General features: G+C 63.1%; 27 protein-coding genes. 13 read left to right on the top strand and 14 right to left on the bottom strand.

The features are described from left to right. Window positions 1-23: 23 nt before the first annotated feature. Window positions 24-191, bottom strand: a complete 168-nt coding sequence (locus tag A3AU_RS1000000139810) for a hypothetical protein (RefSeq protein ID WP_167335231.1) — start codon at window positions 189-191, stop codon at window positions 24-26. 94 nt (window positions 192-285) lie between these two features. Here A3AU_RS1000000139810 and A3AU_RS0111225 point away from each other — a divergent pair, with 94 nt between their 5' ends. Beyond that, on the top strand, window positions 286-783 hold the full coding sequence (locus A3AU_RS0111225; protein ID WP_027052902.1) for a MarR family winged helix-turn-helix transcriptional regulator: 498 nt from the start codon (window positions 286-288) through the stop codon (window positions 781-783). A 51-nt stretch (window positions 784-834) separates the two neighbouring features. On the opposite strand, the gene A3AU_RS0111220 is transcribed toward A3AU_RS0111225, so the two are convergent. Then, window positions 835-1,467, bottom strand: coding sequence for a TetR/AcrR family transcriptional regulator (locus A3AU_RS0111220; protein ID WP_027052901.1), 633 nt, complete (start codon window positions 1,465-1,467; stop codon window positions 835-837). A 102-nt stretch (window positions 1,468-1,569) separates the two neighbouring features. On the opposite strand from A3AU_RS0111220, the gene A3AU_RS0111215 reads away from it, so the two are divergent. Continuing rightward, on the top strand, window positions 1,570-1,974 hold the full coding sequence (locus A3AU_RS0111215; protein WP_027052900.1) for a VOC family protein: 405 nt from the start codon (window positions 1,570-1,572) through the stop codon (window positions 1,972-1,974). 71 nt (window positions 1,975-2,045) lie between these two features. On the opposite strand, the gene phhA is transcribed toward A3AU_RS0111215, so the two are convergent. Next, entirely contained in the window at window positions 2,046-2,885 is an 840-nt protein-coding gene (gene phhA / locus A3AU_RS0111210) for a phenylalanine 4-monooxygenase (RefSeq protein WP_027052899.1), read from the bottom strand. A gap of 137 nt (window positions 2,886-3,022) precedes the next feature. Here phhA and A3AU_RS0111205 point away from each other — a divergent pair, with 137 nt between their 5' ends. Next, window positions 3,023-3,499, top strand: coding sequence for an Lrp/AsnC family transcriptional regulator (locus A3AU_RS0111205; RefSeq protein WP_027052898.1), 477 nt, complete (start codon window positions 3,023-3,025; stop codon window positions 3,497-3,499). Between the two features lie 107 nt (window positions 3,500-3,606). Next, entirely contained in the window at window positions 3,607-5,172 is a 1,566-nt protein-coding gene (gene bchE, locus A3AU_RS0111200) for a magnesium-protoporphyrin IX monomethyl ester anaerobic oxidative cyclase (protein WP_027052897.1), read from the top strand. 7 nt (window positions 5,173-5,179) lie between these two features. On the opposite strand, the gene argB is transcribed toward bchE, so the two are convergent. Together argB and A3AU_RS0111190 are read right to left on the bottom strand one after the other, a co-directional pair. Beyond that, complete coding sequence (gene argB, locus A3AU_RS0111195; protein ID WP_027052896.1) at window positions 5,180-6,073, bottom strand: acetylglutamate kinase; 894 nt, start codon at window positions 6,071-6,073, stop codon at window positions 5,180-5,182. A 159-nt stretch (window positions 6,074-6,232) separates the two neighbouring features. Beyond that, window positions 6,233-7,732 (bottom strand): amidase, encoded by a 1,500-nt coding sequence (locus tag A3AU_RS0111190; protein ID WP_027052895.1) that lies wholly within the window; start codon window positions 7,730-7,732, stop codon window positions 6,233-6,235. A gap of 137 nt (window positions 7,733-7,869) precedes the next feature. On the opposite strand from A3AU_RS0111190, the gene A3AU_RS0111185 reads away from it, so the two are divergent. The 4 genes from A3AU_RS0111185 to msrB all read left to right on the top strand — a co-directional run bounded on the left by A3AU_RS0111185 (window position 7,870) and on the right by msrB (window position 10,638). After that, window positions 7,870-8,409, top strand: coding sequence for a sigma-70 family RNA polymerase sigma factor (locus A3AU_RS0111185; protein WP_027052894.1), 540 nt, complete (start codon window positions 7,870-7,872; stop codon window positions 8,407-8,409). Beyond that, complete coding sequence (locus tag A3AU_RS0111180; protein ID WP_027052893.1) at window positions 8,406-9,128, top strand: anti-sigma factor; 723 nt, start codon at window positions 8,406-8,408, stop codon at window positions 9,126-9,128. The genes A3AU_RS0111185 and A3AU_RS0111180 overlap by 4 nt, the downstream gene beginning before the upstream one ends. Window positions 9,129-9,351: 223 nt before the next feature. After that, entirely contained in the window at window positions 9,352-9,909 is a 558-nt protein-coding gene (locus A3AU_RS0111175) for a fasciclin domain-containing protein (RefSeq protein WP_027052892.1), read from the top strand. A 225-nt stretch (window positions 9,910-10,134) separates the two neighbouring features. After that, window positions 10,135-10,638: a peptide-methionine (R)-S-oxide reductase MsrB gene (msrB, locus tag A3AU_RS0111170; RefSeq protein ID WP_027052891.1), complete on the top strand. Its 504-nt coding sequence runs from the start codon at window positions 10,135-10,137 to the stop codon at window positions 10,636-10,638. A 195-nt stretch (window positions 10,639-10,833) separates the two neighbouring features. On the opposite strand, the gene A3AU_RS0111165 is transcribed toward msrB, so the two are convergent. Both A3AU_RS0111165 and A3AU_RS0111160 read right to left on the bottom strand, forming a co-directional pair. Then, complete coding sequence (locus A3AU_RS0111165) at window positions 10,834-12,429, bottom strand: DHA2 family efflux MFS transporter permease subunit (protein ID WP_027052890.1); 1,596 nt, start codon at window positions 12,427-12,429, stop codon at window positions 10,834-10,836. Between the two features lie 73 nt (window positions 12,430-12,502). After that, window positions 12,503-13,693: an HlyD family secretion protein gene (locus A3AU_RS0111160; protein WP_027052889.1), complete on the bottom strand. Its 1,191-nt coding sequence runs from the start codon at window positions 13,691-13,693 to the stop codon at window positions 12,503-12,505. A gap of 128 nt (window positions 13,694-13,821) precedes the next feature. Here A3AU_RS0111160 and A3AU_RS0111155 point away from each other — a divergent pair, with 128 nt between their 5' ends. Next, window positions 13,822-14,571, top strand: a complete 750-nt coding sequence (locus A3AU_RS0111155) for a TetR/AcrR family transcriptional regulator (protein ID WP_027052888.1) — start codon at window positions 13,822-13,824, stop codon at window positions 14,569-14,571. Window positions 14,572-14,614: 43 nt separating this feature from the next. Here the strand turns inward: A3AU_RS0111155 and yihA are convergent, their stop codons facing one another. The 3 genes from yihA to A3AU_RS0111140 form a co-directional block, all read right to left on the bottom strand. Beyond that, entirely contained in the window at window positions 14,615-15,274 is a 660-nt protein-coding gene (yihA, locus tag A3AU_RS0111150) for a ribosome biogenesis GTP-binding protein YihA/YsxC (RefSeq protein ID WP_032917187.1), read from the bottom strand. Continuing rightward, entirely contained in the window at window positions 15,271-15,909 is a 639-nt protein-coding gene (locus A3AU_RS0111145) for a CatB-related O-acetyltransferase (protein WP_027052886.1), read from the bottom strand. Before A3AU_RS0111145 ends, yihA begins: the two co-directional genes overlap by 4 nt. Window positions 15,910-16,030: 121 nt before the next feature. Beyond that, window positions 16,031-16,345: a hypothetical protein gene (locus A3AU_RS0111140; protein WP_027052885.1), complete on the bottom strand. Its 315-nt coding sequence runs from the start codon at window positions 16,343-16,345 to the stop codon at window positions 16,031-16,033. Window positions 16,346-16,510: 165 nt separating this feature from the next. On the opposite strand from A3AU_RS0111140, the gene A3AU_RS0111135 reads away from it, so the two are divergent. From A3AU_RS0111135 to A3AU_RS0111125, 3 genes are read left to right on the top strand one after another with little or no spacing between them, the layout of a single operon-like run. Further along, a complete protein-coding gene (locus A3AU_RS0111135; protein WP_027052884.1) occupies window positions 16,511-16,975 on the top strand; it encodes a MarR family winged helix-turn-helix transcriptional regulator in 465 nt (154 codons plus the stop codon). Then, entirely contained in the window at window positions 16,968-18,269 is a 1,302-nt protein-coding gene (locus A3AU_RS0111130) for an HlyD family secretion protein (RefSeq protein ID WP_027052883.1), read from the top strand. Before A3AU_RS0111135 ends, A3AU_RS0111130 begins: the two co-directional genes overlap by 8 nt. Then, window positions 18,266-19,813 carry a DHA2 family efflux MFS transporter permease subunit gene (locus tag A3AU_RS0111125; protein WP_027052882.1) on the top strand — a complete coding sequence of 516 codons (1,548 nt, stop codon included), beginning with the start codon at window positions 18,266-18,268 and terminating at the stop codon, window positions 19,811-19,813. Before A3AU_RS0111130 ends, A3AU_RS0111125 begins: the two co-directional genes overlap by 4 nt. A 197-nt stretch (window positions 19,814-20,010) precedes the next feature. On the opposite strand, the gene A3AU_RS0111120 is transcribed toward A3AU_RS0111125, so the two are convergent. From A3AU_RS0111120 to rpmH, 4 genes are all read right to left on the bottom strand, one after another. Next, complete coding sequence (locus A3AU_RS0111120; RefSeq protein WP_027052881.1) at window positions 20,011-20,571, bottom strand: fasciclin domain-containing protein; 561 nt, start codon at window positions 20,569-20,571, stop codon at window positions 20,011-20,013. A gap of 167 nt (window positions 20,572-20,738) precedes the next feature. After that, window positions 20,739-22,550, bottom strand: a complete 1,812-nt coding sequence (yidC, locus tag A3AU_RS0111115; RefSeq protein ID WP_027052880.1) for a membrane protein insertase YidC — start codon at window positions 22,548-22,550, stop codon at window positions 20,739-20,741. 14 nt (window positions 22,551-22,564) lie between these two features. After that, entirely contained in the window at window positions 22,565-22,918 is a 354-nt protein-coding gene (rnpA, locus tag A3AU_RS0111110; protein WP_027052879.1) for a ribonuclease P protein component, read from the bottom strand. A 14-nt stretch (window positions 22,919-22,932) separates the two neighbouring features. Further along, complete coding sequence (rpmH, locus tag A3AU_RS0111105) at window positions 22,933-23,067, bottom strand: 50S ribosomal protein L34 (protein WP_008833937.1); 135 nt, start codon at window positions 23,065-23,067, stop codon at window positions 22,933-22,935. A gap of 280 nt (window positions 23,068-23,347) precedes the next feature. On the opposite strand from rpmH, the gene A3AU_RS0111100 reads away from it, so the two are divergent. After that, a complete protein-coding gene (locus A3AU_RS0111100) occupies window positions 23,348-24,835 on the top strand; it encodes an ATP-binding protein (protein ID WP_027052878.1) in 1,488 nt (495 codons plus the stop codon). Window positions 24,836-25,029 lie beyond the last annotated feature (194 nt).

The raw sequence follows: 25,029 nt of genomic DNA, 5'->3' as shown, positions 1-25,029 counted from the left end.
GGCGCCGGCTGCGCTAGACATGCTCAGAAACCGTAGATGGCAATGCGCACCAGCACCGCCGCGGCGGCCAGCGCCACGAGCAGAATGCCGAGGCCGATGGGGGAGCCCCAGCCATACCATTCCATCGCCAGCTTGGCGTATTTGAACTCATCCTCGTGCGAGAGAGGGGGGCGTTGTTGAATCAAGCTCATTTTTCACTCCTTGTCGGCGGCCGGCTCTTGCCTTGTCCAGGCCGCGGTTGCATATTGCTGAAATAGTCTAAATGTTAGACAGATTGATAGTTAGATGATCGAAATAAATTCGTCAAGCAAGAATCGCAACGAAATGACGGCCGCGATCGGCCTTGCCGTCATGCAATGGCAGGACGCGACCCAGGCCTATGACGAGGCAGTGGGGGTGAGGCTCGGGCTGAACATGGCCGAGCGCCATTGCATCGGGCTGCTCCATGGCGGCCCGCAATCGGCCGGCGCGGTCGCGAGCGCGACCGGGCTGACGCCGGCCGCGGTGACGGCGCTGATCGACCGGCTGGAGGCGCGCGGCCTGCTGACCCGCACGCGCAGTCTAGAGGACAGGCGCAAGGTGGTGATCGAGGCGACCGAGGCGACGCGGCAGCTGTCGGCGCGCTATTACGGCGCCATCGCTCAAGAGGGCGAAAAAGTGATCGCCACCTTCAGCGACGCCGAGCTCGCGACCATCTCGCGCTTCGTCAACGCCGCGCTCGACCTGCAGCGCGCCCAGCTCGAGCGGCTGAAGGCCGAAGGGTCTGATATCGCAGAGCGATAGGGTGGTGCTAGGTGCTCGCGGCGGTCCTGCAAACGCCGGCAGGCAGCGGAACTATTTCGGCTGGACCCCGTAGGCGACAAGAAACGCCTCCACCGAGGCATCCGCGTGCCGTTCAAGTTCGGCCTTGGAGCGCCGGTTGCTTCCGGTGAACATCGCTTCATTCATGGGAATCCAGAGAAGCATTCCAAACAGATGGCTCGCTGCCAGATGGGGGTCAGTGGTTCGCATCAGGCCTCGATTTGTGAGCTTTTCAAAGCAGGATGCCATCGAGGCAAGCATGCGCTCAAAGCCTTTTTCGTACCAGCTACGGCCGAGCTGCGGCATTCGATCCGCGTTGGCGATGATCAGGCGCCGCAACTTCAACAGCTCGTCGTCCATCAGCATCGTTATCAAACGCCGAGCAAGCTGCTGCAGGCCCCCCTGCATGAATTTCGCCTCGGAAAGCAGGGTCGTCACGGACTCGATGACATCGTTGACCTGGGTAGCCGTTGATAGAACGACTTCGCCGAAAAGCGTCTCCTTGTCCTTGAAATGCTTGTAGACGGTCTGCTTGGAAGCTCCCGCCCTGGTGGCGATTTCCTCCATGCTGGTTCCATCATAGCCCTTGCCGATAAACGCCGCCGTGGCCGCCTGGATGATCTCGCGATCCTTACGGGCCGATCTGGTCTCGCCGTCGATTTCCATGAGCGCCCCTTGTCAGTACTAGACGGTACCGTTCCCGTGTGGTAGTCACCGTCATAGTACTAGACTGACTAGTACCCGTCAACGAAAGCGGGGCTTGAGCCGATGAACAAAATGATCTCCCTCAATCTACCGGTGCGCGATCTGCAGGCAGCGACCAACTTCTATCTCGCGATCGGGGGCACACTGAATCCGCAGTTCTCGAACGGCCAGGCCAGTTCGATCATGTTCTCGGACTCCATCGGGGTCATGTTGCTGACGCACCAGCATTACGGCCAGTTCACGGCGCGGCGGATCGGCGACCCCAAACGTGAAAGCCAGATGCTGATCGCCCTCACCACGGACAGCAAGGACGAGGTCAACGCCATAATCGAGAAGGGCGTGGCGGCAGGCGGCCGCGCTGATCCCAATCCGGCGCAGGATCTCGGCTTCATGTTCAACCGCCACATCGAAGACCCGGACGGCAACGTCTGGGAGTTCCTGTGGATGAACCCCGCCGCCATGCACTAGCGTATCGGGATCGAAGCGTCTAAAGCGCGTCGCCTCTGAACGGCGACGCGCCTTAAACACTGGTGCCGGATTTACGAGACCGTCCCCGGGTCGAGCGCCGGCTGGCCCTTGCGGCGCGCGACGATCGCCTCGAAATCAGCGGTCTGGAATGCATCGCGCAAGGCGTCGAAGGACGGCAGCACGAAATAGGCGCGCTGGAACTTGTCGATCTCGTAGCCGGTGCGCATCACCGTTTCGAGGTCGAAGGGCACATGGTGAGCGTCCTTGCCCTCGACGGCGAACTGCAATTCGGTAAAGGACGACATCAGGCCCGCGCCAAAGGCCTTCAGCGGCTGGCCGGCCTCCTGTATCAGGCCGTATTCGGCCGTGTACCAGTAGAGCCTTGTGATCATCTCGTCACCGCCGAGGGCGATGATGTCGCCGGCCTTCTTGCCATACATCTGCATGAAGTCGGCGAACACCGGCTGCGACAGCACCGGCACATGGCCGAAGAAATCGTGGAACATGTCCGGCTCGACAATGTAGTCGAGTTCCTGCCTGGTGCGCAGCCAGTTGGTGACCGGGAAGCGGCGATTGGCGAGATGATCGAAGAAAGGGGCGGCGGGAATGAGACCCGGCACGGCGACGATTTCCCAGCCGGTCAGTTTGCGCAGCCGGGCGCTGACGTCGTCGAAATCCGGAATGCGGTCGATGAGGCCGAGTTTTTCGACACCGTCTAGATAGGAATGGTGGGCGAGCTTGCGCGTCAGTTTGGTCTGGCGGTCGCACAAAGTACGCCACACCGCCTGTTCCTCGGCGCTGTAGTCATAGCCCTGCGCCACGGTGAAATCGGCGCGGCAGACCGAATAGTCGCCGCGCAGACCCTGGGCTGCGCAGTCACGGGCATATTCGGCAACGGTCATCGTCGTCATGGTTTTTCTCCTCGCAAATCACAGGGATGACGTGGCCAAAGGGTAACCGGGCTTGCCGAGGCAATCTGGTTTTGATGGTGGCCTATCCGCGTCATTCTAGATAATATTCACTCATGATCCGCGTCACAGGAGTGAAAATGCCTCAGTTCGACGATTTCGAGATCAAGATGCTCGATGTGCTGCAACGCGATGGCCGCAAGCCGGTCTCAGAGCTGGCGCAGGAGATCGGCCTGTCGACGACGCCATGCGCGCGGCGCTTCGAGGCGCTGCAGGATGCGGGCATCATCAAGGGATTCACCGCTGTGATCAGCCGCCGCGCCGTCGGCCTGATGGTCGAGGTGTTCATCCAGGTGCGCCTGGTCAGCCACAGTGACGGCTCGCCGGAAAAGTTCATCGCTGCCGTGCAGCGGATGGACGAGGTGTCGTCGTGCTGGACGATGACCGGCGACCACGATTTCCTGCTGCATGTCATGGTGCCGTCGGTCGACGAACTCAACGCCTTCGTCATGCACCGGCTGATGCGGCTCGATGGCGTGCGCGACGTCCACACGCAGCTGGTGCTGCAGAACATCAAGGGACCCGGCCACGTGCCGCTCGCGCATCTCAGGAAGTAGCGCCCGCCGTTACTGCTGAAAAGCTGCACGCAAACTGCTGAAGCGGGCCAATCGGGCGTCCACATCGCCGACCAGGATGCGCGGACCATCTCTGCTGGAGGTCCGCCATGAAAATCGTCCTGATCAATCCGCCGCATACCGCCATCGGCAGCCGGGTGCCGGACGATCACCTGCCGCCGCTCGGTCTGCTGGCGATCGGCGGCCCGCTGATCGATGCCGGTCATGAGGTGCGGCTCGTCGATGCCGAGTTCGGCCCGATGCCGCTCGACAAGGCGGTGCGCGACGCATTGGAGGGCTTTCCGGACTTCGTCCTGATCGGCCATTCCGGCTCGACCTCGGCGCACCCGACCGCCTTGCTGATCGCGGCAATGATCAAGCAGCGCAAACCGGCGACGACAATCATCTATGGCGGCGTTTTTCCGACCTATCACTGGCGCGATATCCTCGGCGCGACCGACGTCTTCGACTTCATCGTGCGCGGCGAGGGTGAGGCGACCGTGGTGGCGCTGGTCGAGGCGCTGGAAATGCACCAGCCGCCGGCAAGCGTCGCCGGCATCGCCTATCGCGACGAGCTGCGCCGGCCCTTCGCCACGCAGCCGGCGATGACCATTGCCGAGCTCGACGCTTATCGCGTCGGCTGGGAGCTGATTGATCACCGGCGCTACAGCTATTGGGGCGGCAAGCGCGCGGTGGTGATGCAGTTTTCGCGCGGCTGTCCGCATCTGTGCAACTATTGCGGCCAGCGCGGTTTCTGGACCCGCTGGCGACATCGCGACCCAAAAAAATTCGCACAGGAGATCGCCTGGCTGCACCGCGAACATGGCGTCGAACTGATCAACCTAGCCGACGAGAACCCGACTGTTTCGAAGAAGGCGTGGCGCGCCTTCCTCGACGCGTTGATCGCCGAGAACGTGCCGGTGCTGATCGTCGGTTCGACCCGTGCCGACGACATCGTGCGCGACGCCGACATCCTCCATCTCTACCGCAAGGCCGGCGTCATCCGCTGGCTGCTCGGCATGGAGAACACCGACGAACAGACGCTTCAATTGATCCGCAAGGGCGGCAGCACCTCATCCGACCGCGAAGCGATCAGGCTGCTGCGAAACCACGGCATATTGTCGATGGCGACCTGGGTGGCCGGCTTCGAGGATGAGGGGTTTCGCGATCTTTGGCGCGGCTTTCGCCAGCTCCTCGCCTATGACCCCGACCAGATCCAGGCGCTCTATGTGACGCCGCATCGCTGGACACCGTTCTTCCGGATCGCCAAGGACCGCAAGGTCATCCAGCAGGACGCGCGGCTGTGGGACTACAAGCACCAGGTGATGCATATGACCCGGCTGAAGCCGTGGATGCTGTTCTTCAGCGTCAAGCTGATCGAGCTGGCGGTGCAGTCGCGGCCAAAGGCGCTGGCCCGCATCCTGTTCCACAAGGATCCCGAGCAGCGGCATTCGATGCGCTGGTACACAAAAATGGGGCGCCGCGTCTGGTTCCGCGAGGTTTGGGGATTCCTCGCCCGCGACATCAGGGTGACCGACGGCCCGACGCTTGCCGAATTCTGGGGTGCGCCGCAGGACGCCGAGGAGGAATCCATGACTGTCCGGCGCACGGCGGCAAAACCGGCGCTTTCCCCTGCCACAAATCGTGGGCTGCCGGATGAAAGATTAGCCGGCTGATATTTTTCTAGGGCACGATCAGCGTGCCGGCGCCGTGTTCGGTAAACAGCTCCAGCAGCACCGAATGCGGCGTCTTGCCGTTGAGGATGACGACGCCTTCGACACCGCGCTCGATCGCCTCGATGCAGGTCTCGACCTTGGGGATCATGCCGCCCGAGACCGTGCCGTCCTTGATCAGCGCCTTGGCCTCGGCAACCGTCAGCTCGTCGATCAGCTTCTTGTTCTTGTCGAGCACGCCGGGCACGTCGGTGAGGAACAGCAGGCGCGAGGCCTTGCAGGCGCCGGCGATGGCGCCGGCGAAAGTGTCGGCGTTGATGTTGTAGGTGTGGCCGTCGCGGCCGGGCGCCACCGGCGCCAGCACCGGGATCATCTCGGAGCGTGCCAGAAGGTCGAGCAGCGTGCGGTCGACCTCGACCGGTTCGCCGACAAAGCCGAGATCGAGCACCCGCTCGATGTTGGAGTCCGGGTCGATCATGGTCTTGCGCGCCTTTTCGGCGAACACCATGTTGCCGTCCTTGCCGCACAGGCCGATCGCCCATTCGCCCTCGGCGTTGATCAGGGCGACTATCTCCTTGTTGATCGAGCCGGCCAGCACCATCTCGACGATCTCGACCGTCTTCTGGTCGGTGACGCGCAGGCCGCCCTCGAATTTGGATTCGATGCCCATCTTGGCCAGCATGGCGCCGATCTGCGGGCCGCCGCCATGGACGACGATCGGGTTGACGCCGGATTGCTTGAGCAGCGCGATGTCGCGGGCGAAAGCCTTGCCAAGCTCGATATCGCCCATGGCGTGGCCACCATATTTCACTACGACCGTCTTGTGTTCGTAGCGCTGCATGTAGGGCAGCGCCCGCGACAGCAGGGCGGCCTGCATTTCGGCGGTGGCGGCGATGTCCGTCATCGGCTTGGTTCCCTGGCTCTTTGTTTCATGCATGTCGTTGGCCCAAAACCGCGGAGCACTTTTGGGCGACATGCCCTGGTAAAGACGGCGGCGTCTTAGCGGGAATTGGCGCGGGGGGCAAATGGCATTGCTGTCATATTCGAACGTCTCACGGCCTCGTCATCGCGACGGCACCATCAAGGGCGCCCTGCGGCCGAGCCAACCCGAAAGCTTCTCCATCTGCGCGGCGAAGGACAAAAGCGTCTCCTCGTCGCCCGGGCGCCCGGCGGCCTGGATGCCGAGCGGCAGGCCGGCCTCGGTGACGTGGACGGGCAACGCGATCGACGGCTGGCCGCTGACATTGTGGATCGCCGGCCAATGGGTGAAGAAAAGGCTCTTGTCCATCAACTGTCCGAACAGCGGCTTGAGCTTGAGCAAGGGCGTCAGATGAAGCTTGTCGAGCAGGTTTTCGATCAGCTCGTCGGCGCCTTTCGGATCCATGGCGCTGCAGGCGAGCGGCGGGTGCGCAATGACGGGCATCAGCACTGCATCATACCGCGCGGTTTCCTCGATCAACCGCCGCGAGGCGGCATGCAGCCGCTGCAGGCCGGCATAGACCTCGCCAGCCGAGACCATTTCGCCCAACCGGCCGAGCACACGCGTGGCACGTTCGATGTCGCCGGTGACGGAACGGCCGACACGCAGCGCTTCGGCCCGCAGCGTGCCGGCAACGGCGGAAGCAACCGTCCTGCAGAAGTCGGCGAAGAAATCGCGGCCGATGAAGGGCAGGTCGATGTCCTCGACGGCATGGCCGCCCTCGCGCGCCAGTGCCACCGCAATGTCCAGCGCTTTCATCGTCTCGGCCGAGATCGGCAGCCCAAGCGGCGATTTGCGGTAGACGGCGAGCCTGAGTTTGCCCGGATCGCGCGCGGCGGCGGCAGTGAACGTGCCTCTCGGCGGCAGCGCGGCATAGGGCGACAAGGCGTCGGGCCCGTGGGTGAGGTCGAGCAGCAGCGCGCAATCGCGCACCGAACGGGTGACGGCATGGTCGACCACCATGCCGTACCAGCTTTCGCTGACCAGCGGTGTCAGCGGGACGCGGCCGCGGGAGGTTTTCAGGCCGACCAGCCCGGTGCAGGCGGACGGCACGCGGATCGAACCGCCGCCATCCGAGGCATGCGCCACCGGCACGACGCCGACAGCGACAAGGGCCGCCGCACCGCCCGACGAGCCGCCGCTGGTGTGGCCGGTGTTCCAGGGGTTGCGGGTGATGCCGAAGGCTTTCGATTCAGTCATCAGCCGCAGCCCATGTTCCGGCGATGTCGAGGTAACGATCGGGATCAGCCCGGCGGCGAGGTAACGCTCGGTCATCACCGAATTGATTTGGGGCACCGAGGCGGGAATGCGGCTGCCGCCATGCGAGGGCACGCCCTTGATGGCGATGCCGAGGTCCTTGATGGCAAAAGGCACGCCAGCCAGCGGCAGCGAGCGGTCGATGCTCTTCGCCCTGGCCCACGCCGCCTCATAGAGCGGCTCGGCCGTGGCATTGATTTCGGGCCTTGTGGCCTCGGCGCGCGCGATCGCCGCGTCGGTCAGCTCGGTCGCGGAAAGCTCGCCCTTACGCACCAGGCCGGCAAGGCCGGTCGCGTCTTCTTCCCACAGAATCCGTTCGACCGACATCAGCGCTCCTCCATTCCCGCCAAGCTAGCCAGCAGCGTTTTTGTTGGCAATCAAAGCTTGGACCGGGCGGCGGAACTTTAGGTGCACAGAATATTTACGGCGTTGCAAATGCAACGCAATCCCCTAGGTTGGCACGCATGACGCCGCAGGACATCACCAAGCTGATCGTCCGGACTTCGATGAAGGATCGGGCCGCGTTCGATCTGCTCTACCGGCAGACCAGCGCGAAACTTTTCGGCGTCTGCCTTCGTGTATTGAATGATCGGGGAGAAGCGGAAGAAGCGCTACAAGAGGTCTTCGTCAAGATATGGATGAAGGCGGATCGTTTTGCTGTTTCCGATCTCAGTCCGATTTCCTGGCTGGTGGCGATCGCGCGAAACCATTCGATCGATCGCATAAGGGCGCGGCGCAAGCCTGCCGCCGATATCGATGCCGCGCTCGACGTGGCCGATCCGGCACCGGGACCTGAAGCGATGGTGGTGGCGGGCGACGAGTCCGAACGCATCCATCATTGCCTCGATGAGCTGGAGAAAGACCGGGCGGCGGCCGTCCGGGGCGCTTATCTCAAGGGCGAAAGCTATGCCGAGCTGGCGGAACGCCACGGCGTGCCGTTGAACACGATGCGTACCTGGCTGCGCCGCAGCTTGATGAAACTCAGAGAATGTCTGGAAAGATGACGCTGGCAGAGGACAATGGACCGGAACGTGGGGGCGACGACATGTTCGCGGCCGAATACGTTCTCGGCGTTCTGCCGGCGGAAGAGCGGCAGATCGCGGCCAGGCGCATTGACACCGACACCGACTTCGCGCGCCTTGTCGATGGTTGGGAGATCCATCTCTCGCCGCTGGCCGCCGCCTATCCGGAAATCGAGCCGCCGGCCGCGGTGAAGCCGGCGATCGACCGCAGGCTGTTTGCATCGACCGCGACCACCTCGGCCGAGGCGCCAGCTGGCCTGTGGTCCAGCCTCGCCTTCTGGCGCGGCCTCGCCGCGGCAGCGGTCGCGGCACTGGCGATCTACATTGCCGTGCCTTACCTCAATCCTCCAGCCGTGCAACCGCAGGCGCGACTTGTCGCCTCGCTGGCCGCCGACGGCAGCGACGTCAAATACCTCGCCGTCTATGACGCCGCGCATCATGAAGTGGGCCTGTCTCACGTCTCCGGTGAACGCGCCGCCGGCAAGGACTTTGAGCTGTGGATGATCGAAGGCAAGAACGCGCCGGTGTCGATGGGCGTCATCCCGGCCGGAGCGACGGCCCACATCGTCGTCTCGCCCGCGGCGCAGCAGAAGCTCGCGCAAGGCGCGGTGCTGGCCGTCAGCCTGGAGCCTGCGGGCGGCTCGCCGACCGGACAGCCGACAGGACCGGTGGTTGCCGCGGGTGACCTGAAGAGCATCTGATCTTCTCCTCGCAGCCAAGATTTTTCCCGTATAGTTCAAATCTATCTTATGTATCATGCGCCCAGGAAACCGCGTGATTCGGCTAAACGTTGCACTCGATAAATCTCTTTGGCCGGGTGAATAAATTAAAAATCCAAAAATATTCTGAAACTCACGCATTCGTGTTCCGTATCTCCTCGCGTTCCCAAGAATGGGAAGAGAAAAACCCGAGGAGTTAGACATCATGCGTAAATACGCCACCCTTTTGCTCGCCGGTACGATCGCCATTTCCGCGCTTGCCACCGCTGCCTATGCTGAAAATCCGATGGTCGGCGGTGCCGCCATGTATGCCAACAAGAACATCGTCGAAAATGCCGTCAATTCGAAGGATCACACCACCCTCGTAGCCGCCGTCAAGGCTGCCGGCCTTGTCGAGACCCTGCAGGGCGCCGGTCCTTTCACCGTGTTCGCCCCGACCAACGAGGCCTTTGCCGCACTGCCGGCCGGCACGGTCGACACGCTGCTCAAGCCCGAGAACAAGGACAAGCTCGTCAAGATCCTGACCTGCCATGTCATCGGCGCCAAGGCGATGGCGGCGGACGTGGCCTCGATGGCCAAGGCCGACGGCGGCACGCACAAGGTCAAGACCGTCGGCGGCTGCGAGCTGTCGCTGAAGGCCGAGGGCGGCAAGGTCACCGTCACCGACGAGAACGGCAATGTCGCCAATGTGACGATTGCCGATGTCGAGCAGTCGAACGGCGTCATCCATGTCATCGACAAGGTTCTGTTGCCGAAGATGTGATCGGCCCGAAACTGTAACAAAGGGCTTGCCGCGACGTACTTGCAGCAAGAGCCCTTAGTCGATCGCGTCATCCCGCTCCCGTGATCCGCAATCGACACGCGTGCTCCGCGCCGGCCACGGTCAAACGTGGAACGGCGCGGAGTTGCGTTCGAGGGTGAGCGTCACCGCTTTTTATTTCCGTGTGGCGCAATAGTTTGGCAAAACAGACGACAGGAGGAACTGGTCATGAACCGTCGGGACTTTCTTTTGAGTGGAGCCGCCGCCATTGGCGTCATCGGCGCCGCGGCGACACTGCTGCGCATCGGCGACCCGCAGACCGCGCAGGCGGCCGAAAAATTCGAGGTCACCAAGACCGACGCCGAGTGGAAAGCCATCCTATCGCCGGCCGCCTTCGACGTGCTGCGCAAGGAAGGCACGGAATATCCCGGCACCAGCCCGCTGCTCAACGAGCACCGCAAGGGCATTTTCGCCTGCGCCGGCTGCGACCTGCCGGTCTATCCCTCGGAGACGAAATTCGATTCCGGCACCGGCTGGCCGAGCTTCTGGCAGGAGATCGCCAATGGCATCGGCAAGACCGAGGACCGGTCCCTCGGCATGACCCGCACCGAAGTGCATTGCCGCCGCTGCGGCGGCCATCTCGGCCATGTCTTCGACGATGGTCCGGCGCCGACCGGCCTGCGCCATTGCATCAACGGCGTGGCGCTGACCTTCAAGCCTGCCACGGCCTGAACAGGCCATACATGCAAAAAACTCCGGGTCTTGCGGCCCGGAGTTTTTTTGCGCGGTCTAGGCTTTCGGGCGTGGACTGGAGGAGCTTCCCGAAACCGCTGCCCGCGAATGGTAGTTTTTGTTTGACGCAACTCCCAAGGACAAGCGCTACGCGCTTGTCCCGGAAAACCCGCTTCACACTTGTCCTGGAATTGCTCAGTGCCCGCCGCCGCCTCCACCCCCCGGCGCGGCCGGCTTGTTGATGAGCATGGTGAACAGGCCGAGTGTCGCGAACAGCACAGTCAGCATGTAGAACACGTCCATGAAGGACAGCAGCGCCGCCTGCTGCTGGACCATGCCCGACAGCTTGGAGATCGCCGCGCTGGCCGCGTCGAGGCCGGTGGTCTGCTCGAAGTTGAGTGTCATGTTCTGCAGCTTGGTCTGCGCGGCGGCACTGCCCCACTGCACATGCTCGGCGAGCCTTGCATAATGGAAGGCGTTGCGGTCGATCAGCACGGTGTTGATGAGGGCAAGGCCGACCGCACCGCCGAGGTTGCGGGTGAGGTTGAACAGGCCGGAAGCGTTCTTCAACCGGTCGGGCGGCAAAGTGCCGAGCGCGATGTTGTTGATCGGCACCATGCACAGCATCATCGAACAGCCGCGCAGGATCTGCGGGATCAGCAGCTCGTAGAAATCCCAGTCGGCGGTCAGGTGCGTCATCCACCAGGTGCCGGTGGCGAAGCCGAAGAAGCCGATCATCATCATCAGCCGCAAATCCATCTTGCTCGACAGGAAGCCGGAGATCGGCGCGGTGACGAACATCGCCAGGCCGCTGACGAACAGCGCCTCGCCGATCATCATCGAATCGTAGCCGCGGATGCGGCCGAGAAAGACCGGATAGAGATAGGTCAGGCCGTAGAGGCCGATGCCGATGACGAAGGAAAACAGCGAGCCGAAAGCGAAGTTGATGTTGCTGAAGGCCCGGAGGTCGACGATCGGTTCCTCGGCGGTGAAGACACGCCAGAAGAAGACCAGCGCGCCGACGGTCATGACGATGGCGCAGATGAACACCCCCTGGTCCTGCAGCCAGTCATTGTTCGGACCTTCCTCCAGCACATACTCCATGCAGCCGAGGAAGGCCGCCATGCCGGCGAGGCCCCACCAGTCGAACTTGTTGAACAGCTTGAGGTTCGGCTTGTCGAAATCGATCAGCGACCAGGCGGCGGTCGCCACCAGGATGCCGGGCACGACATTGACCAGGAACAGCCAATGCCATGAAAAGGCGTGGCTGATATAGCCGCCGACGGTCGGGCCGATGGTCGGCGCCAGCGTCGCCACCAGGCCGATCATCGGCGAGACGATGGCGCGACGCGAAGGAGGGAAGATGGTGAAGGCCGCGGCGAAGACGCTCGGGATCATGCCGCCGCCGATGAAACCTTGCACGGCGCGGTAGACGATCATCTGGTCGATGTTGGTGGCGGTCGCGGCAAGGGCGCTGGCCGCGGTGAAGCCGGCAGCGGCAATCGTGAACAGCACGCGCGTCGACAGCATGCGGCTTAGGAAGCCCGACAGCGGGATCATGACCACTTCGGCGATCAGATAGGCCGTCTGCACCCACGGAATTTCATCGGAGCTGGCGCTCAGGCCCGCCTGGATCTCGGACAGCGAGGCCGAGACGATCTGGATGTCGAGGATCGCCATGAACATGCCGAAGACCATCGCCAGGAAGGCAATGATGCGGCGTGTGGAAATGGTGTCGGGGACAGCCGGCATTGCCGGCGGCGCTCCTGCGGTGATGGTTGCGGTTGCCATTCAATGGGCCTCCTTGAGGCAGGCCGGGCGGCTCGGTGCTCAATCAGCCACCGGGCCGCCCTCCGAAAAGCGCTTAGTTGGTCGTGGCGGCCGGTGCGGTGCGGCTGTCGACGTTGACGACAACGCTCAAGCCCGCGCGCAGCTTGCCGGTCTTCAAGGCATCAGCCGGAACATCGATGCGGACCGGGACACGCTGCACCACCTTGGTGAAGTTGCCGGTGGCATTTTCCGGCGGCAACAGCGAAAACACCGCGCCCGAAGCCGGAGCGAGCGACGAGACGGTTCCCTGGATGGGCTGGCCGTCGATGGCGTCGACCGAGATGTTGACCTTTTCGCCGGGAACCAGCCGGGCGAGCTGCGTCTCCTTGAAGTTGGCGACGATGTAGAGCTTGTCCATCGGCACGACGACGGCGAGCTTCTGGCCGGGGCTGACGAGGTCGCCCTGCTCGACGGAGCGGTTGCCGACGACGCCGTCATAAGGCGCCTTGAGCACGGTGAAGGACAGGTCGCGAGCGGCCTTGTCGCGGTTCAGCTGCAAGGAGGCGAGCGTGCTCGCCGACTCGGCGCGCTGCGCCTCGAGCACACCGATATTGGCCTGCGCCGCAGCGATCTGGGCGTCGGCGCCAACCAGCGCGGCATTGGCCTGGTCGAGCGCAGTCTGGGCGTCATCCAGCTGCGCCTGCGTGCCGACATGCGTCTTGAGCAGTTGCGCGGCGCGCTGCTGGGCCCGACCGGCATTGTCGGCGGCGGCCTGGTCGGCCACCTTCTGCGCCTGGGCCTGCTGCAGGGAAGCCTGCGCGGCCTTGGTCTGCGCGTCGATGCGGTCGAGGGTCTTGGCCAGCGTCGCGATCTGCGCCTCGGCCTGGGCGACAGCTATTCTGTAGTCGCCATCGTCGATCGTCAGCAGCGGGTCGCCAGCCTTGACCATCTGGTTCTCGCTGACCTTGACCTGGTCGACATAGCCGGAAATCTTCGGCGAGACGAACGCCATGTCGGCCTGGACATAAGCGTCGTCGGTCGAGATCATGAAACGGCCCGTGGTCCAGTAGTCATAGCCGTACCAGGCACCGCCGCCCAGCAGGGCAAGACCGATGATCGGCAGCAGGAAGGAACGCACCGAGCGCTTCTTCTTGGCCGGAGCTTCAGCCGCGGGCGGCGGTGCGACGACCGGCCGGACGGGGATTTCCGGGGCTTCCGTCGCCGGAGCGACCTTGGCATTTGGGAAAGGGCGGACTTCGGCGGTGCTGGGCGCGTTCGAGGACATGACATCTCTCTAAAGTAATAATACTGAACCGTTCGGTTCGATCCGGCCGTTGACATAGCGCGAAAAGAGGACCATATCAAGAGGCAATCGAACCGGTTGGTTCGAATTATTTTTCGAGGTGTCACCCCATGGCCGAAACCTTACCCAATGCCAAAACCTCAGCCAATCTCGACAAGGAGCAGTGCGACCTGCTGGAGAGCTTGCGCCGCGGACGCCCGGCGGCCGGACAGGATCCCGTCAAGCGCAGCCAGATCATCGACGGCGCCCGCCGGGTCTTCATAGACAAGGGCTTCGAGGCGGCTTCGATGAACGACATCACGCGCGAAGCCGGTGTCTCCAAGGGCACCATCTATGTCTATTTCGCCAACAAGGAAGAGCTGTTCGAGGCGCTGATCGAGGAAGAGCGCGGCACCATCTTCAAGAACATGTACGAGATGCTCGACCGCGCCGACGATTTGCGCCAGACGCTGGTGAAGTACGGCAAGGCGCTGTCCATGAAGATCACCTCGGCCAGGGTCGTCCAGGCGCAGCGCACGGTGATCGGCGCCTCCGACAGAATACCGGACATGGGCGCGCGGTTTTACGAACGCGGCCCCAAACGCGGCCATGACAAGGTCATGGAATTCCTCAATGCCGCCATCGAACGCGGCCTGCTCAAGATCGACGATGTCGATCTTGCCGCCTATCAGTTCACCGAACTTTGCCTGGCCGGCCTGTTTCGCCAATGCATCTTCGCTTACCGCACCAAGGCCCCGAGCCAGGAAGAAATCGATCACATCGTCAGATCGGGCGTCGACATCTTCCTGAAGGCCTACGGCACCGAAAGGCTGGCCGAGGAAGAACGCCACCAGATGATTGCCCTGGAGGCAAGGCCGTAAGGCACCGCCGGCCCTGTTGGACAGGAGCACACTCTATGCCGGCTTAACCGCCATTGGCGGCAAGCACGATCGCCGCCTGCAGTTCTTCGAGGCCCTCGGTCTTTTCCGATGACGTCGCCAGCACGAACGGAAACGCAGCCGGACGCTTCTTGATCTTTTGCAGCGTCTCCTCGATCAGCCGCGGCACGCCGGCGACCTTGATCTTGTCGGTCTTGGTCAGCACGATCTGGTAGGACACCGCCGCCTTGTCGAGCAGCGACAGCACCTCGTCGTCCTTGGCCTTGATGCCGTGACGGGCGTCGATCAGCACGTAGACCCGCTTCAGCGTGACGCGGCCCTTGAGATAGTCGAAGACCAGCTTGGTCCAGTCGTCGACCTTTTCCTTGGGCGCGCTGGCATAGCCGTAGCCCGGCATGTCGACCAGCGCCATCGGCGGCAGATCGGCGCCCTCGCCCGAAAATCCGCCCGGCACGAAATAGTTGAGTTCCTGCGTGCGGCCCGGCGTGTTGGAGGTGCGCGCCAGCCCCTTCTGGTTGACCAGCGCGTTGATCAGCGACGACTTGCCGACATTGGAGCGGCCGGCAAAGGCGATTTCCGGCGGCCCTTCCGGCGGCAGGAATTTCATGGCCGGCACGCCGCGGATGAATATCCACTCGCGCGTAAACAGATCCGTGCCGATCGTCGTGCTGTTTTGAGCGCTCAAGCTGCTGCCTCCAGAAGAGAGATATCGGCGCCCCTGATGGCATCGAGGTTGCGGCCGATCTTGTCCACCGGCCAGTCCCACCATGCCAATGCCAGCAGCCGATTGATCGTCCTGTCGTCGAAACGCATCTTCACCATTTTAGCCGCGTTGCCGGCAACGATTGCATAGGGCGGCACATCGTGCGTCACCACCGATTTGGCGGCGACGATGGCGCCATGGCCGATTTCCACACCGGGCAGGATCACCGCCTCCATGCCGATCCAGACATCGCTGCCGACCACCGTGTCGCCGCGCACTTCTTTCGACCATGTCGCCGGGTCGAAGCCCTGTTCCCAGCCATGGCCGAAGATGTTGAACGGATAGGTCGAAAAACCGGACATGGCGTGGTTGGCGCCGTTCATGATGAAGCGCGTGCCTTCGGCGATGGCGCAGAACCTGCCGATGATCAGCTTGTCGCCGATGAAGGGATAGTGGTGCAGCACGCACTTTTCGGCGAATTTGTCCGGCCCGTCCGGGTCGTCATAATAGGTAAAGTCGCCGACCTCGATGTTCGGCGCGGTCACCAATGGCTTCAGGAAGCCGACGCGTGTGTGCATCGGGATCGGGTGCTTGATGCCAGGGTTGGGTCCGTCCATGTCGTTTCGTCCGGGAATTGGCAGACAGGCGCATCCGGAACCGAAGGCGCCTGGTCAAAATAACGTGATCCGCCCTATAGCACCAATCGACTGAAGAGCGAGCCTTCCGTTGCGGACAAGCTCACTTGTTGCCGCGACAGATTACGATCGGATCGGACAGCGCGCTGTCGAAACCGCTGCCCTGGTAGACCGTGACATTTGACGCTCCGGGCGGCAGCAGGAAGGAGCCTTCGACAATTTTCTGATCGCCCGCCGTGGTGTGCAGAGCCCAGCTAAACGTGCAGAATTGCGGCGGCGCCTTGGGTTCGACGTGGCTGCAATTCAATTGCGCACCGCCAAGCACGGCGGCGCCGCCGCAACTGAACGCTTGCTTCGCAACCGCCACATCGGGGCAGCCCAGGAGAGCCGCGACCGCTGCGATCTTGATCCAGTTCATTCGTCAAATCCTTGCCGGCGAATTCCCACCGCCAAGCGCCTAGTCGCTGTCGTGGCCCATGCAATTTTTCTTTTTCGCGGCTTAGCCCGTCTTGCGCGAGCCGTCCAGCAGGATTATGTGCATGATGATAATAAGCATGCTCACGAAAAGTTGCTCCCATCTCCCATGTCCTCCTCGCCAAATATCAGCTTCGTGCTGCACGACGTTGCGCGCCTGCTTAGAAAGCGGTTTGAGCAGCGTTCGCTGATGTCGGGGCTGACCCGAGCCCAATGGCAGGTGCTGGCCTGTCTCTGCCTGCATGAAGGCATTCACCAGAACAAGCTCGCCGATCTTATCGAGATCATGCCGATCACGCTGGCACGGCTGCTGGACAAGATGGAGGCGCGCGGCTTCGTCGAGCGCCGCGCCAACCCCGCCGACCGCCGAGCCTGGCTGCTTTACCTGACGCCGAAGGCCCGCCCGCTGGTCGCGACCATGCGTGGCAACGGCCAGAAAACACGCGACGAGGCCTTCGCCGGTCTCTCGTCCGATGCACAGCAGCACCTGCTGCAAACCCTAAGCTTGATCAAATCCAATCTGCTCGCGGCTTGCACCCAGCCAGCCGTCGACCCGGAGAAAGTACATGGCTGAATCAACATCCCCCAAGAAACCCGCCAAAGACGATGCGTCCACGGGTCGAGCCGGCGATCAGATCATCCGGCTGGACAGCGAGCGCGAACAGAGGCGAGCCAATGCCGCCGTCGACAATGAAGAGCTGGAAGCCCCGGTTGCCCTGGAGCCGGCCGCACTCGAGGCGCCGGCCAGGGAGCCGCAGCCGCAGCAGGCCCCGATCGCCGTTGCCCCTCCTGCTCCCGCGCCGGCCAGGCCGAAGCGTAGCCTGACGCGGCCGGTGCTGTTTGCCTTGCTGCCCGTCGCGCTGGTGGTCGGCGGCTATTATTACGTGACCGGCGGTCAGGTGATGACGACCGACAATGCCTACATCCAGGCGCAGTCGCTCGGCGTGTCCACCGACGTCTCCGGTACGGTGCAGGAGATCGACGTGCACGAGAACCAGGCGGTGAAGAAGGGCGACGTGCTGTTCCGGCTGCGACCGGCCGCCTTCGAAACCGCGCTCGCCGCCGCCCAGGCGCAGCTTGGGACGGTGCGCAACCAGGTGTTGACCCTGCAGGCCAGTTACCAACAATCGCTGTCGCAGATCGAGCAGGCCGAGGCCGACATTCCCTATTACGAGGCCGCCTTTCAGCGGCAGCAGGACCTGCTCAAGACGTCCACCGCTTCCAAGGCGACTTTCGACAGTGCCCAGCACGACCTCGTCGCGGCGCGCCAGAAAGTGTCCGTCGCCAAGGCGCAGGCGCAGGCCATGCTTGCCCAGCTGGGCGGCGACGCCAACCAGCCCGTGGAGAAGAACCCGTTCTATCTGCAGGCCCAGTCGGGCGTCGACGACGCACAGCGCAATCTCAACGACTCTATCGTCAAGGCGCCGTTCGACGGCATCGTCACCAATGTCGACGCGCTGCAGGTCGGCAAGTATCTGCCGGCCTCGCAGCCGGCCTTCAGCCTGGTGTCGTCGACCGATCTGTGGATCGAGGCGGAGCCGAAGGAAACCGAGCTGACCTATGTGCGGCCGGGACAGACGGCGACGATCAGCGTCGACAGCTATCCGGGTGCCGTCTGGCACGGCACAGTGGCCTCGATCAGCCCGGCCTCGTCGTCGAGCTTCTCGCTGCTGCCGGCGCAGAACACCACCGGCAACTGGGTCAAGGTCGTGCAGCGTATTCCGATGCGGGTGACGGTCGATGATCCGCAGGGCAAGCTGCCGCTGCGCGGCGGCATGAGCGTCGTGGTCGACGTCGAGACCGGCCATGCGCGCGGCCTGCCCGACTTCGTCACCAACCTCGTCAACCGGTTCGGACAGAAATCATGACCAGCGCGACCGCGGCAGGTACCACACCGGTGGTTGCCAATCGCGGCGCCATCACGGCTTGCGTGATCCTGGCCGTCATCATGCAGGCGCTGGACACGACCATCGCCAATGTGGCGCTGCCCTATATCCAGGGCAGCGTTTCGGCCAGTGCCGACCAGATCAACTGGGTGCTGACCTCCTATATCGTCGCCGCCGCGGTGATGACGCCGCCATCTGGCTATCTCGCCAATCGTTTCGGCCGCAAGCGCATCCTGTTGACCTCGATCACCGGCTTCGTCGTCGCCTCGGTGCTGTGCGGCTTCGCGCAGTCGCTGTCGCAGATCGTCGGCTTCCGCCTCCTGCAGGGCCTGTTCGGCGCCGCCCTGGTGCCGCTGTCGCAGTCGATCCTGCTCGACATCTACAGCGTCGAAGAGCGCGGCTCGGCAATGGCGCTGTTCGGCGTTTCCGTCATGGTCGGGCCGGTGCTGGGTCCCGTCATCGGCGGCTGGCTGACCGAGAATGTCTCCTGGCGCTGGGTTTTCTACATCAACGTGCCGATCGGCGCGCTGGCCTTCGCCGGCGTGTCGCTGTACGTCCTGGAAACCAAACTGGACTTCAAGGCGAGGCTGGACTGGCTGGGTTTCGGCATGCTCAGCATCACCATCGCGGCTTTGCAGATGTTTCTCGACCGCGGCGAGCAGCTCAACTGGTTTTCCTCATCCGAGATCATCGTCGAGGCGCTGATCTGTGCGTCGGCCTTCTACATCTTCCTCGTCCACACCTTCACCGCCAAGAACACCTTCGTGAATCCGCGCCTGTTCCTCGACCGGAATTTCGCCGTCGGCATGATCTTCATCTTCATCATCGGCATCACCTATCTCGCTTCGCTGGCGCTGATGACGCCCTATTTGCAGACGCTGATGGGCTATCCGGTGGTGACGGCCGGCATCGTCATGGGCCCACGCGGCCTGGGCACGATGGCCTGCATGTTCCTCGTCGGCAGGCTGATCGGCAAGGTGGATACACGATGGCTGCTGTTCATCGGCCTCGCGATCACCGCCTGGGCGATGTACGACATGACCGGCTGGACGCCCGATGTCTCGCAATGGACCATCATCAGCACCGGTTTCGTCCAGGGCGCCGGCCTGGGCTTCCTGTTCGTGCCGCTGACCACCATCACCTTCGCCACGCTGGCGCCGGAACGGCGGGCGGAAGGCACGGGGCTTTACAATCTGTCGCGCAACATCGGCTCCAGTGTCGGCATATCGGTCGTCACCGCGCTCTTGACGCAGAACGTGCAGATCAACCATGCCAACATCGCCGCGTATGTGACGCCCTTCAACCAGGCGTTCGGCAATCCGGCGATCGCGCAGGCGATGAACCCCTACACGGCAGCCGGCCGCGCGGCGCTGGACGGCGTGGTGACGCTGCAGGCGACTGTTATCAGCTACATGGACGACTTCAAGCTGATGATGATCCTGTCGCTGGCCGCCATTCCGCTGGTGCTTTTGCTGCGCAAGCCGGGCACGCCGGCCAAGGTCGACCACAGCGCCGTCATGGAGTGAAGGGCGGCGCCCGGAGTTCGGCCGCCGAGCCTGGCAGTCTCGACTGAACGCAAAAAGAAACCGGGGTCCTGTGAGGGACTACAGGACCCCGGCCTCGCCGATGCGGCTTCCCAAGAAACATGGCACCTCGTCATGAGGCGGGGATGGCGGGTCGAGAAAGCCTAGCGACCTGCCGATCACCCTTTCGCCGGAAGCCGTTACTTCGGCAACAGAACCTTGTTGACGACGTGGATGACGCCGTTCGACTGGTTGACGTCGGCGATCGTCACCTTCGCCTCGCCGCCGGACTCGTCCATGATGTAGAGCTTGCCCTTCTTGACCTCGGCGGTGAGCGTGTCGCCCGAGACGGTCTTCATCTCGTATTTGCCGCCCATCGCCTTGGCCTTCTTCATCATCTCGGCGCCCGAGATCTTGCCGGCCACGACATGCGCGGTCAGCACCTTGGTGAGCTTGTCCTTGTTCTCCGGCTTCAACAGCGTATCGACATTGCCCTTGGGCAGTGCCGCGAAGGCCTCGTTGGTCGGCGCGAAGACGGTGAACGGGCCGGCGCCCTGCAGCGTGTCGACCAGGCCGGCGGCCTTGACGGCGGCGACCAGCGTCGTGTGGTCCTTCGAGTTGACGGCGTTCTGGACGATGTTCTTGGTGGCGTACATCGGCGCGCCGCCGACATTCGGGTTCTTGGCGTAGGCCGGGGCGGCAATCGCCACGCCGGCGACGAGTGCGGAAATGGCAATGGTCCTGAATGATGGCAAGCGCATGTGGTCTTCCTCCGGGTGAGGGCTGATCGGAATTGATAGCCTTTGGAAATGCACACGCAGTCACGCCTGGCGAGCGTCGGCAGTTTCGCCGATCACGGGAACGTGAACGAACACCAGCGCAAAGAAAAAGCCCGGACGAGCCGGGCTTTTCGAGAAGACAGGGTTCTTTACTCCGCCGGCGATGGTTTCTTTCGAAACAGCGCGACCAGATTGTCCCACAGCTCGATCTTGGCACCCTGGCGCTTCATGATGACGCCCTGCTGGAGGATCGACAGCGTGTTGTTCCAGGCCCAGTAGATGACAAGGCCGGCCGGGAAACCCGCCATCATGAAGGTGAAGATAACAGGCATCCAGGTGAAGATCGCGGCCTGTGTCGGATCCGGCGGCGTCGGGTTCATGCGCATCTGCAGGAACATGGTGACACCCATGATCAGCGGCCACACACCGATCATCAGCATGTGCGGCAGCGTCACCGGGATCAGGCCGAACAGGTTGAACAGCGACGTCGGATCGGGCGCCGCCAGATCCTGGATCCAGCCGAAGAACGGCGCGTGGCGCATCTCGATGGTGATGTAGAGCACCTTGTAGAGCGAGAAGAAGACCGGGATCTGCAGCGCCACCGGCCAGCAGCCGGCAAGCGGATTGATCTTCTCGGTCTTGTACAGCTCCATCATCGCCTGCTGCTGCTTCATCTTGTCGTCCGCGTATTTCTCGCGGATTTCCAGCATCTTAGGCTGCACCTTCTTCATGTTCGCCATCGACGCGTAGGACTTGTTGGCGAGCGGGAAGAAAAGCGCCTTGACGATGACGGTGGTGGCAAGGATCGCCAGGCCAAAATTTCCGAAGAATTTGTAGAGCGTGTCGATCAGCCAGAACATCGGCTTGGTGATGAAATAGAACCAGCCCCAGTCGATCAACAGATTGAACTGTCGAATATGACGGTCCGCCTCATAGGCGTTGATCTTGGCGACTTCCTTGGCGCCGGCGAAGATCTCGGTCTCGACGGTCGCGGACTGGCCGGCATCGACATTGATCGCATCGGTGAGGAAGTCGGACTGGTAGCGGTGGCGGCCGTCCTCGAAAAAGGCATAGCGCGGCTGGAACGGCTGCTTTTCGGTCGGCACCAGCGTGACGGCCCAGTACTTGTCGGTGATGCCGAGCCAGCCGTCGGTCGACTTGCCGGGCGTAATCTGCTTGTCGGATTCGATCTTGGCGTATTTGTATTCGGCCAGACCCTCGGTGCCCGTGACGCCGATCAGGCCTTCGTGGAGCACATAGGTGCTGGCGACGGCCGGCTTGTCATAGCGCGTGACGCGGCCGTAGTTGAACAGCGAGACCGCGCTCGAGCCGGAATTCTGCACCGTGTCCGACACGGTGAACATGTAGTTGGCGTCGACGGAGAAGGTCCGCTTGAAGGTCAGGCCCTTGTCATTGGTGTAGGTGAGCGTCACCGGTGTCGACGGGCTGAGCGTCGGATTGCCTTCGACGCTCCACACCGTCTCCGAACCCGGCACCGTACCGGTCTTGTCGTTGCCGACAAAGCCGATCTCGGCGAAGTAGCCGGTGGGCAGAGCCTGCGGGTTGAGCAGGCTGATCTCGGGCGAATTCTTGTCGACGGTCTCGGTGTAGTGCTTCAGCTTGAGGTCGTCGAGGCGCGCACCGGTCAGGTTGATCGAGCCTTCGAGGCTGGGCGTGTCGATCTTGACGCGCTTCGAAGTGACAAGCGCCTGGTCGCGGCTGGCGGCGGTGACGAGGTCGCCGCCGGGTGCGTTGGGGATGGTGCCCGGAGCCAGAGCCGGCGTGCCGGCTCCCGGGTTGGCCGCCTCGGCCGCCTTCTTCTGCTCTTCGACGCGCTGCTGCTCGACCTTGGCGGCCTCGCGCTGCGCTTCGACGCGCGGGTTCATGTAGAAAACCTGCCACAAAGTCAGGATCAGCACCGACAGCGCGATGGTGATGAAGAAGTTCCGGTTGTTTTCCATCGAGAGCCCTTGGCCTATCGTGTTCCGCGAAGTCGGCGGGAGAGTTCGGCCTTCAACTGGCCGAAGGCGGCGCGCAGCGCATCGTCGCGCCCGACGATGACATAATCATTGCCGGGCACCATGTCATCCGCGGCATGGACGCGGACGGCTTCTTTCAGCCGCCGCCTGACGCGGTTGCGCACAACAGCGTTGCCGACCTTCTTGGTGACGGTGTAGCCGACGCGCGGCACACCGCCGTCGCCGCGGTCGAGGACCTCGACGAGGAAAAACCGTCCGCGTCGCTTTTCACCACGACGGACGGCCAGGAATTCCGCGCGTTTCAGAAGCCGCTTGGGATTTTGCCCCACTGGCTTGCCGGTTGCGGGCAACGATCTCGTCTCGCTTAGGCGCTGAGCCGCTTGCGGCCGCGATTGCGGCGAGCTGCGACGACGCCACGACCACCCTTGGTGGCCATGCGAGCACGGAAACCATGCCGGCGTTTGCGGACGAGTTTGGACGGTTGGTAGGTACGCTTCATTTGTTTTAATACCGCGGGGTGCGGCCCTTCTTGATTCTGTCACTGTGTAACAGGAGCTTTGCCGGGCCGGCTTTGGCGCGATCGAAACCGCGCCGGGACGAATGGCCCGAGCGTGAGCGGGCTTATAGAAAGAAGGGTTTTGGAAGTCAATCCGGGGTCGTCGCACCGTGGACGCAGGCTTCATGACGGTAATTTAATGTTCCGGCCAAAGGATGAAATTGGCAAAAATGCCGTAATCGCCTAATGTTGGCTGATCAAGTGATTGTGAAGACAGAGTCGCATGAGCGAAGCCAGCCAAGCGGGGGAAGGTATCGGAACGGCGCCAGCCGCCGTCCGTTCTGTGCCGCTGTCGCGCGGCCTGTCGACAAAACTCCTGCTGCTCACCATCGTTTTCGTGCTTCTGGCCGAAGTGCTCATCTTCCTGCCCTGGATCGCCAGCTACCGGCTGAGCTGGCTCAAGGAGCGGCTGAGCACGGCAGCGGCCGTGTCGATCGTGCTGGTGCAGGGCGAGTCGACCTCGCTGTCGCGCACGGCGCAGAATGACGTGCTGATGGCGATCGGCGCCAAGGCGATCGCGGTGCGCGATGGCGGCGTCTCGCGGCTGCTGGTGGTGGCGGACATGCCGCCGCAGGTCGACGAGCATATCGATCTCGCCAGCATCGGCATGATCAAGGGCATGGCCGGCGCGCTCGACACGCTGTTCTTCGGCGGTGACCGGATGCTGCGCGTCTTCGGTCCGGTCGGCGACAGCGACAAGGAATTCGAGCTGATCATGCCGGATTACTCGCTGCGCAAGGCCATGCTCATCTATTCGCGCAACGTCGCCTTCGTCTCGCTGCTGATCTCGCTGTTCACCGCCATGCTGGTCTATGCCGCGATCGACCTGATCATGATCGGGCCGATCCGTACGATGACGCGCTCGATGCTGTCCTTCTCCGAAGCCCCTGACGACCCCGGGCGCATCATCCATCCCGCCGCCCGCGCCGACGAGATCGGCGTTGCCGAGCGCGAGCTGTCGCAGATGCAGGAGCGGCTGCAAAAGATGCTCTCGGAGCAGAAGCACCTTGCCGATCTCGGCCTGGCGGTCTCGAAGATCAACCACGATATGCGCAACATCCTGGCCTCCGCACAGCTGATTTCGGACCGCCTGCGCCAGGTCAGGGATCCGACAGTGCAGGCCTTCGCGCCGAAGCTTTTGCGCGCGCTGGACCGTGCCGTATCCTATTCCGAAGGCGTGCTTCACTATGGCCGCACGCAGGAGCCGCCGCCTTCGCGCCGCAGGGTGCGGCTGCGTCAGCTGGTCGAGGACGTGCACGGCCTGCTCGACATCGAGGAGGGCATCGAGTTCATCAACGCCGTCGAAACGGCGTTCGAGGTCGACGCCGATTCCGACCAGCTGTTCCGGGTGCTCACCAATCTGTGCCGCAACTCGGTGCAGGCAATGGCGGCGGACACCGAGAGCGCCGTGGTGCGGCGGCTCGCCGTGTCGGCCGAGCGCATGGGCAGCGTCAGCCGCATCGCCGTCTCCGACACCGGCCCCGGCCTGCCGCCGAAAGCGCGCGAAAACCTGTTCGCGGCGTTCCGCGGCTCGGCGCGCAGCGGCGGCACCGGCCTTGGCCTGGCCATCGCGCACGAACTGATCCGGGCGCATGGCGGCAACGTGGAACTGGTCGAGTCGATCGGTGGCCGCACCACTTTCGCGGTTACCATCCCCGACCAGCCGGTGCGGCTCGACCAGGCCCGCGGCAGCCTGCGCCGCCCGGCCTAATGCATGTCGCCCAGAAGTGCGCAGCGGTTCTGGGACAACGACATGCATCAAAACAAAGACTTAAAGCGTGTCGCCCGAATCCCTTTCAGAGCGACGCGCTTTCAAGTGTGTTGGTCTTGAGCTAAGGCCGGCCCGCGCTCAATCCACACCTGATCTGCACTGGCGAAAGCGCCTGCGACAAAACTTTTGCCGGA

The organism is Mesorhizobium erdmanii USDA 3471, assembly GCF_000472705.1.
Lineage (GTDB): Bacteria > Pseudomonadota > Alphaproteobacteria > Rhizobiales > Rhizobiaceae > Mesorhizobium > Mesorhizobium erdmanii.
This window is presented reverse-complemented; position numbering and strand designations above follow the sequence as displayed.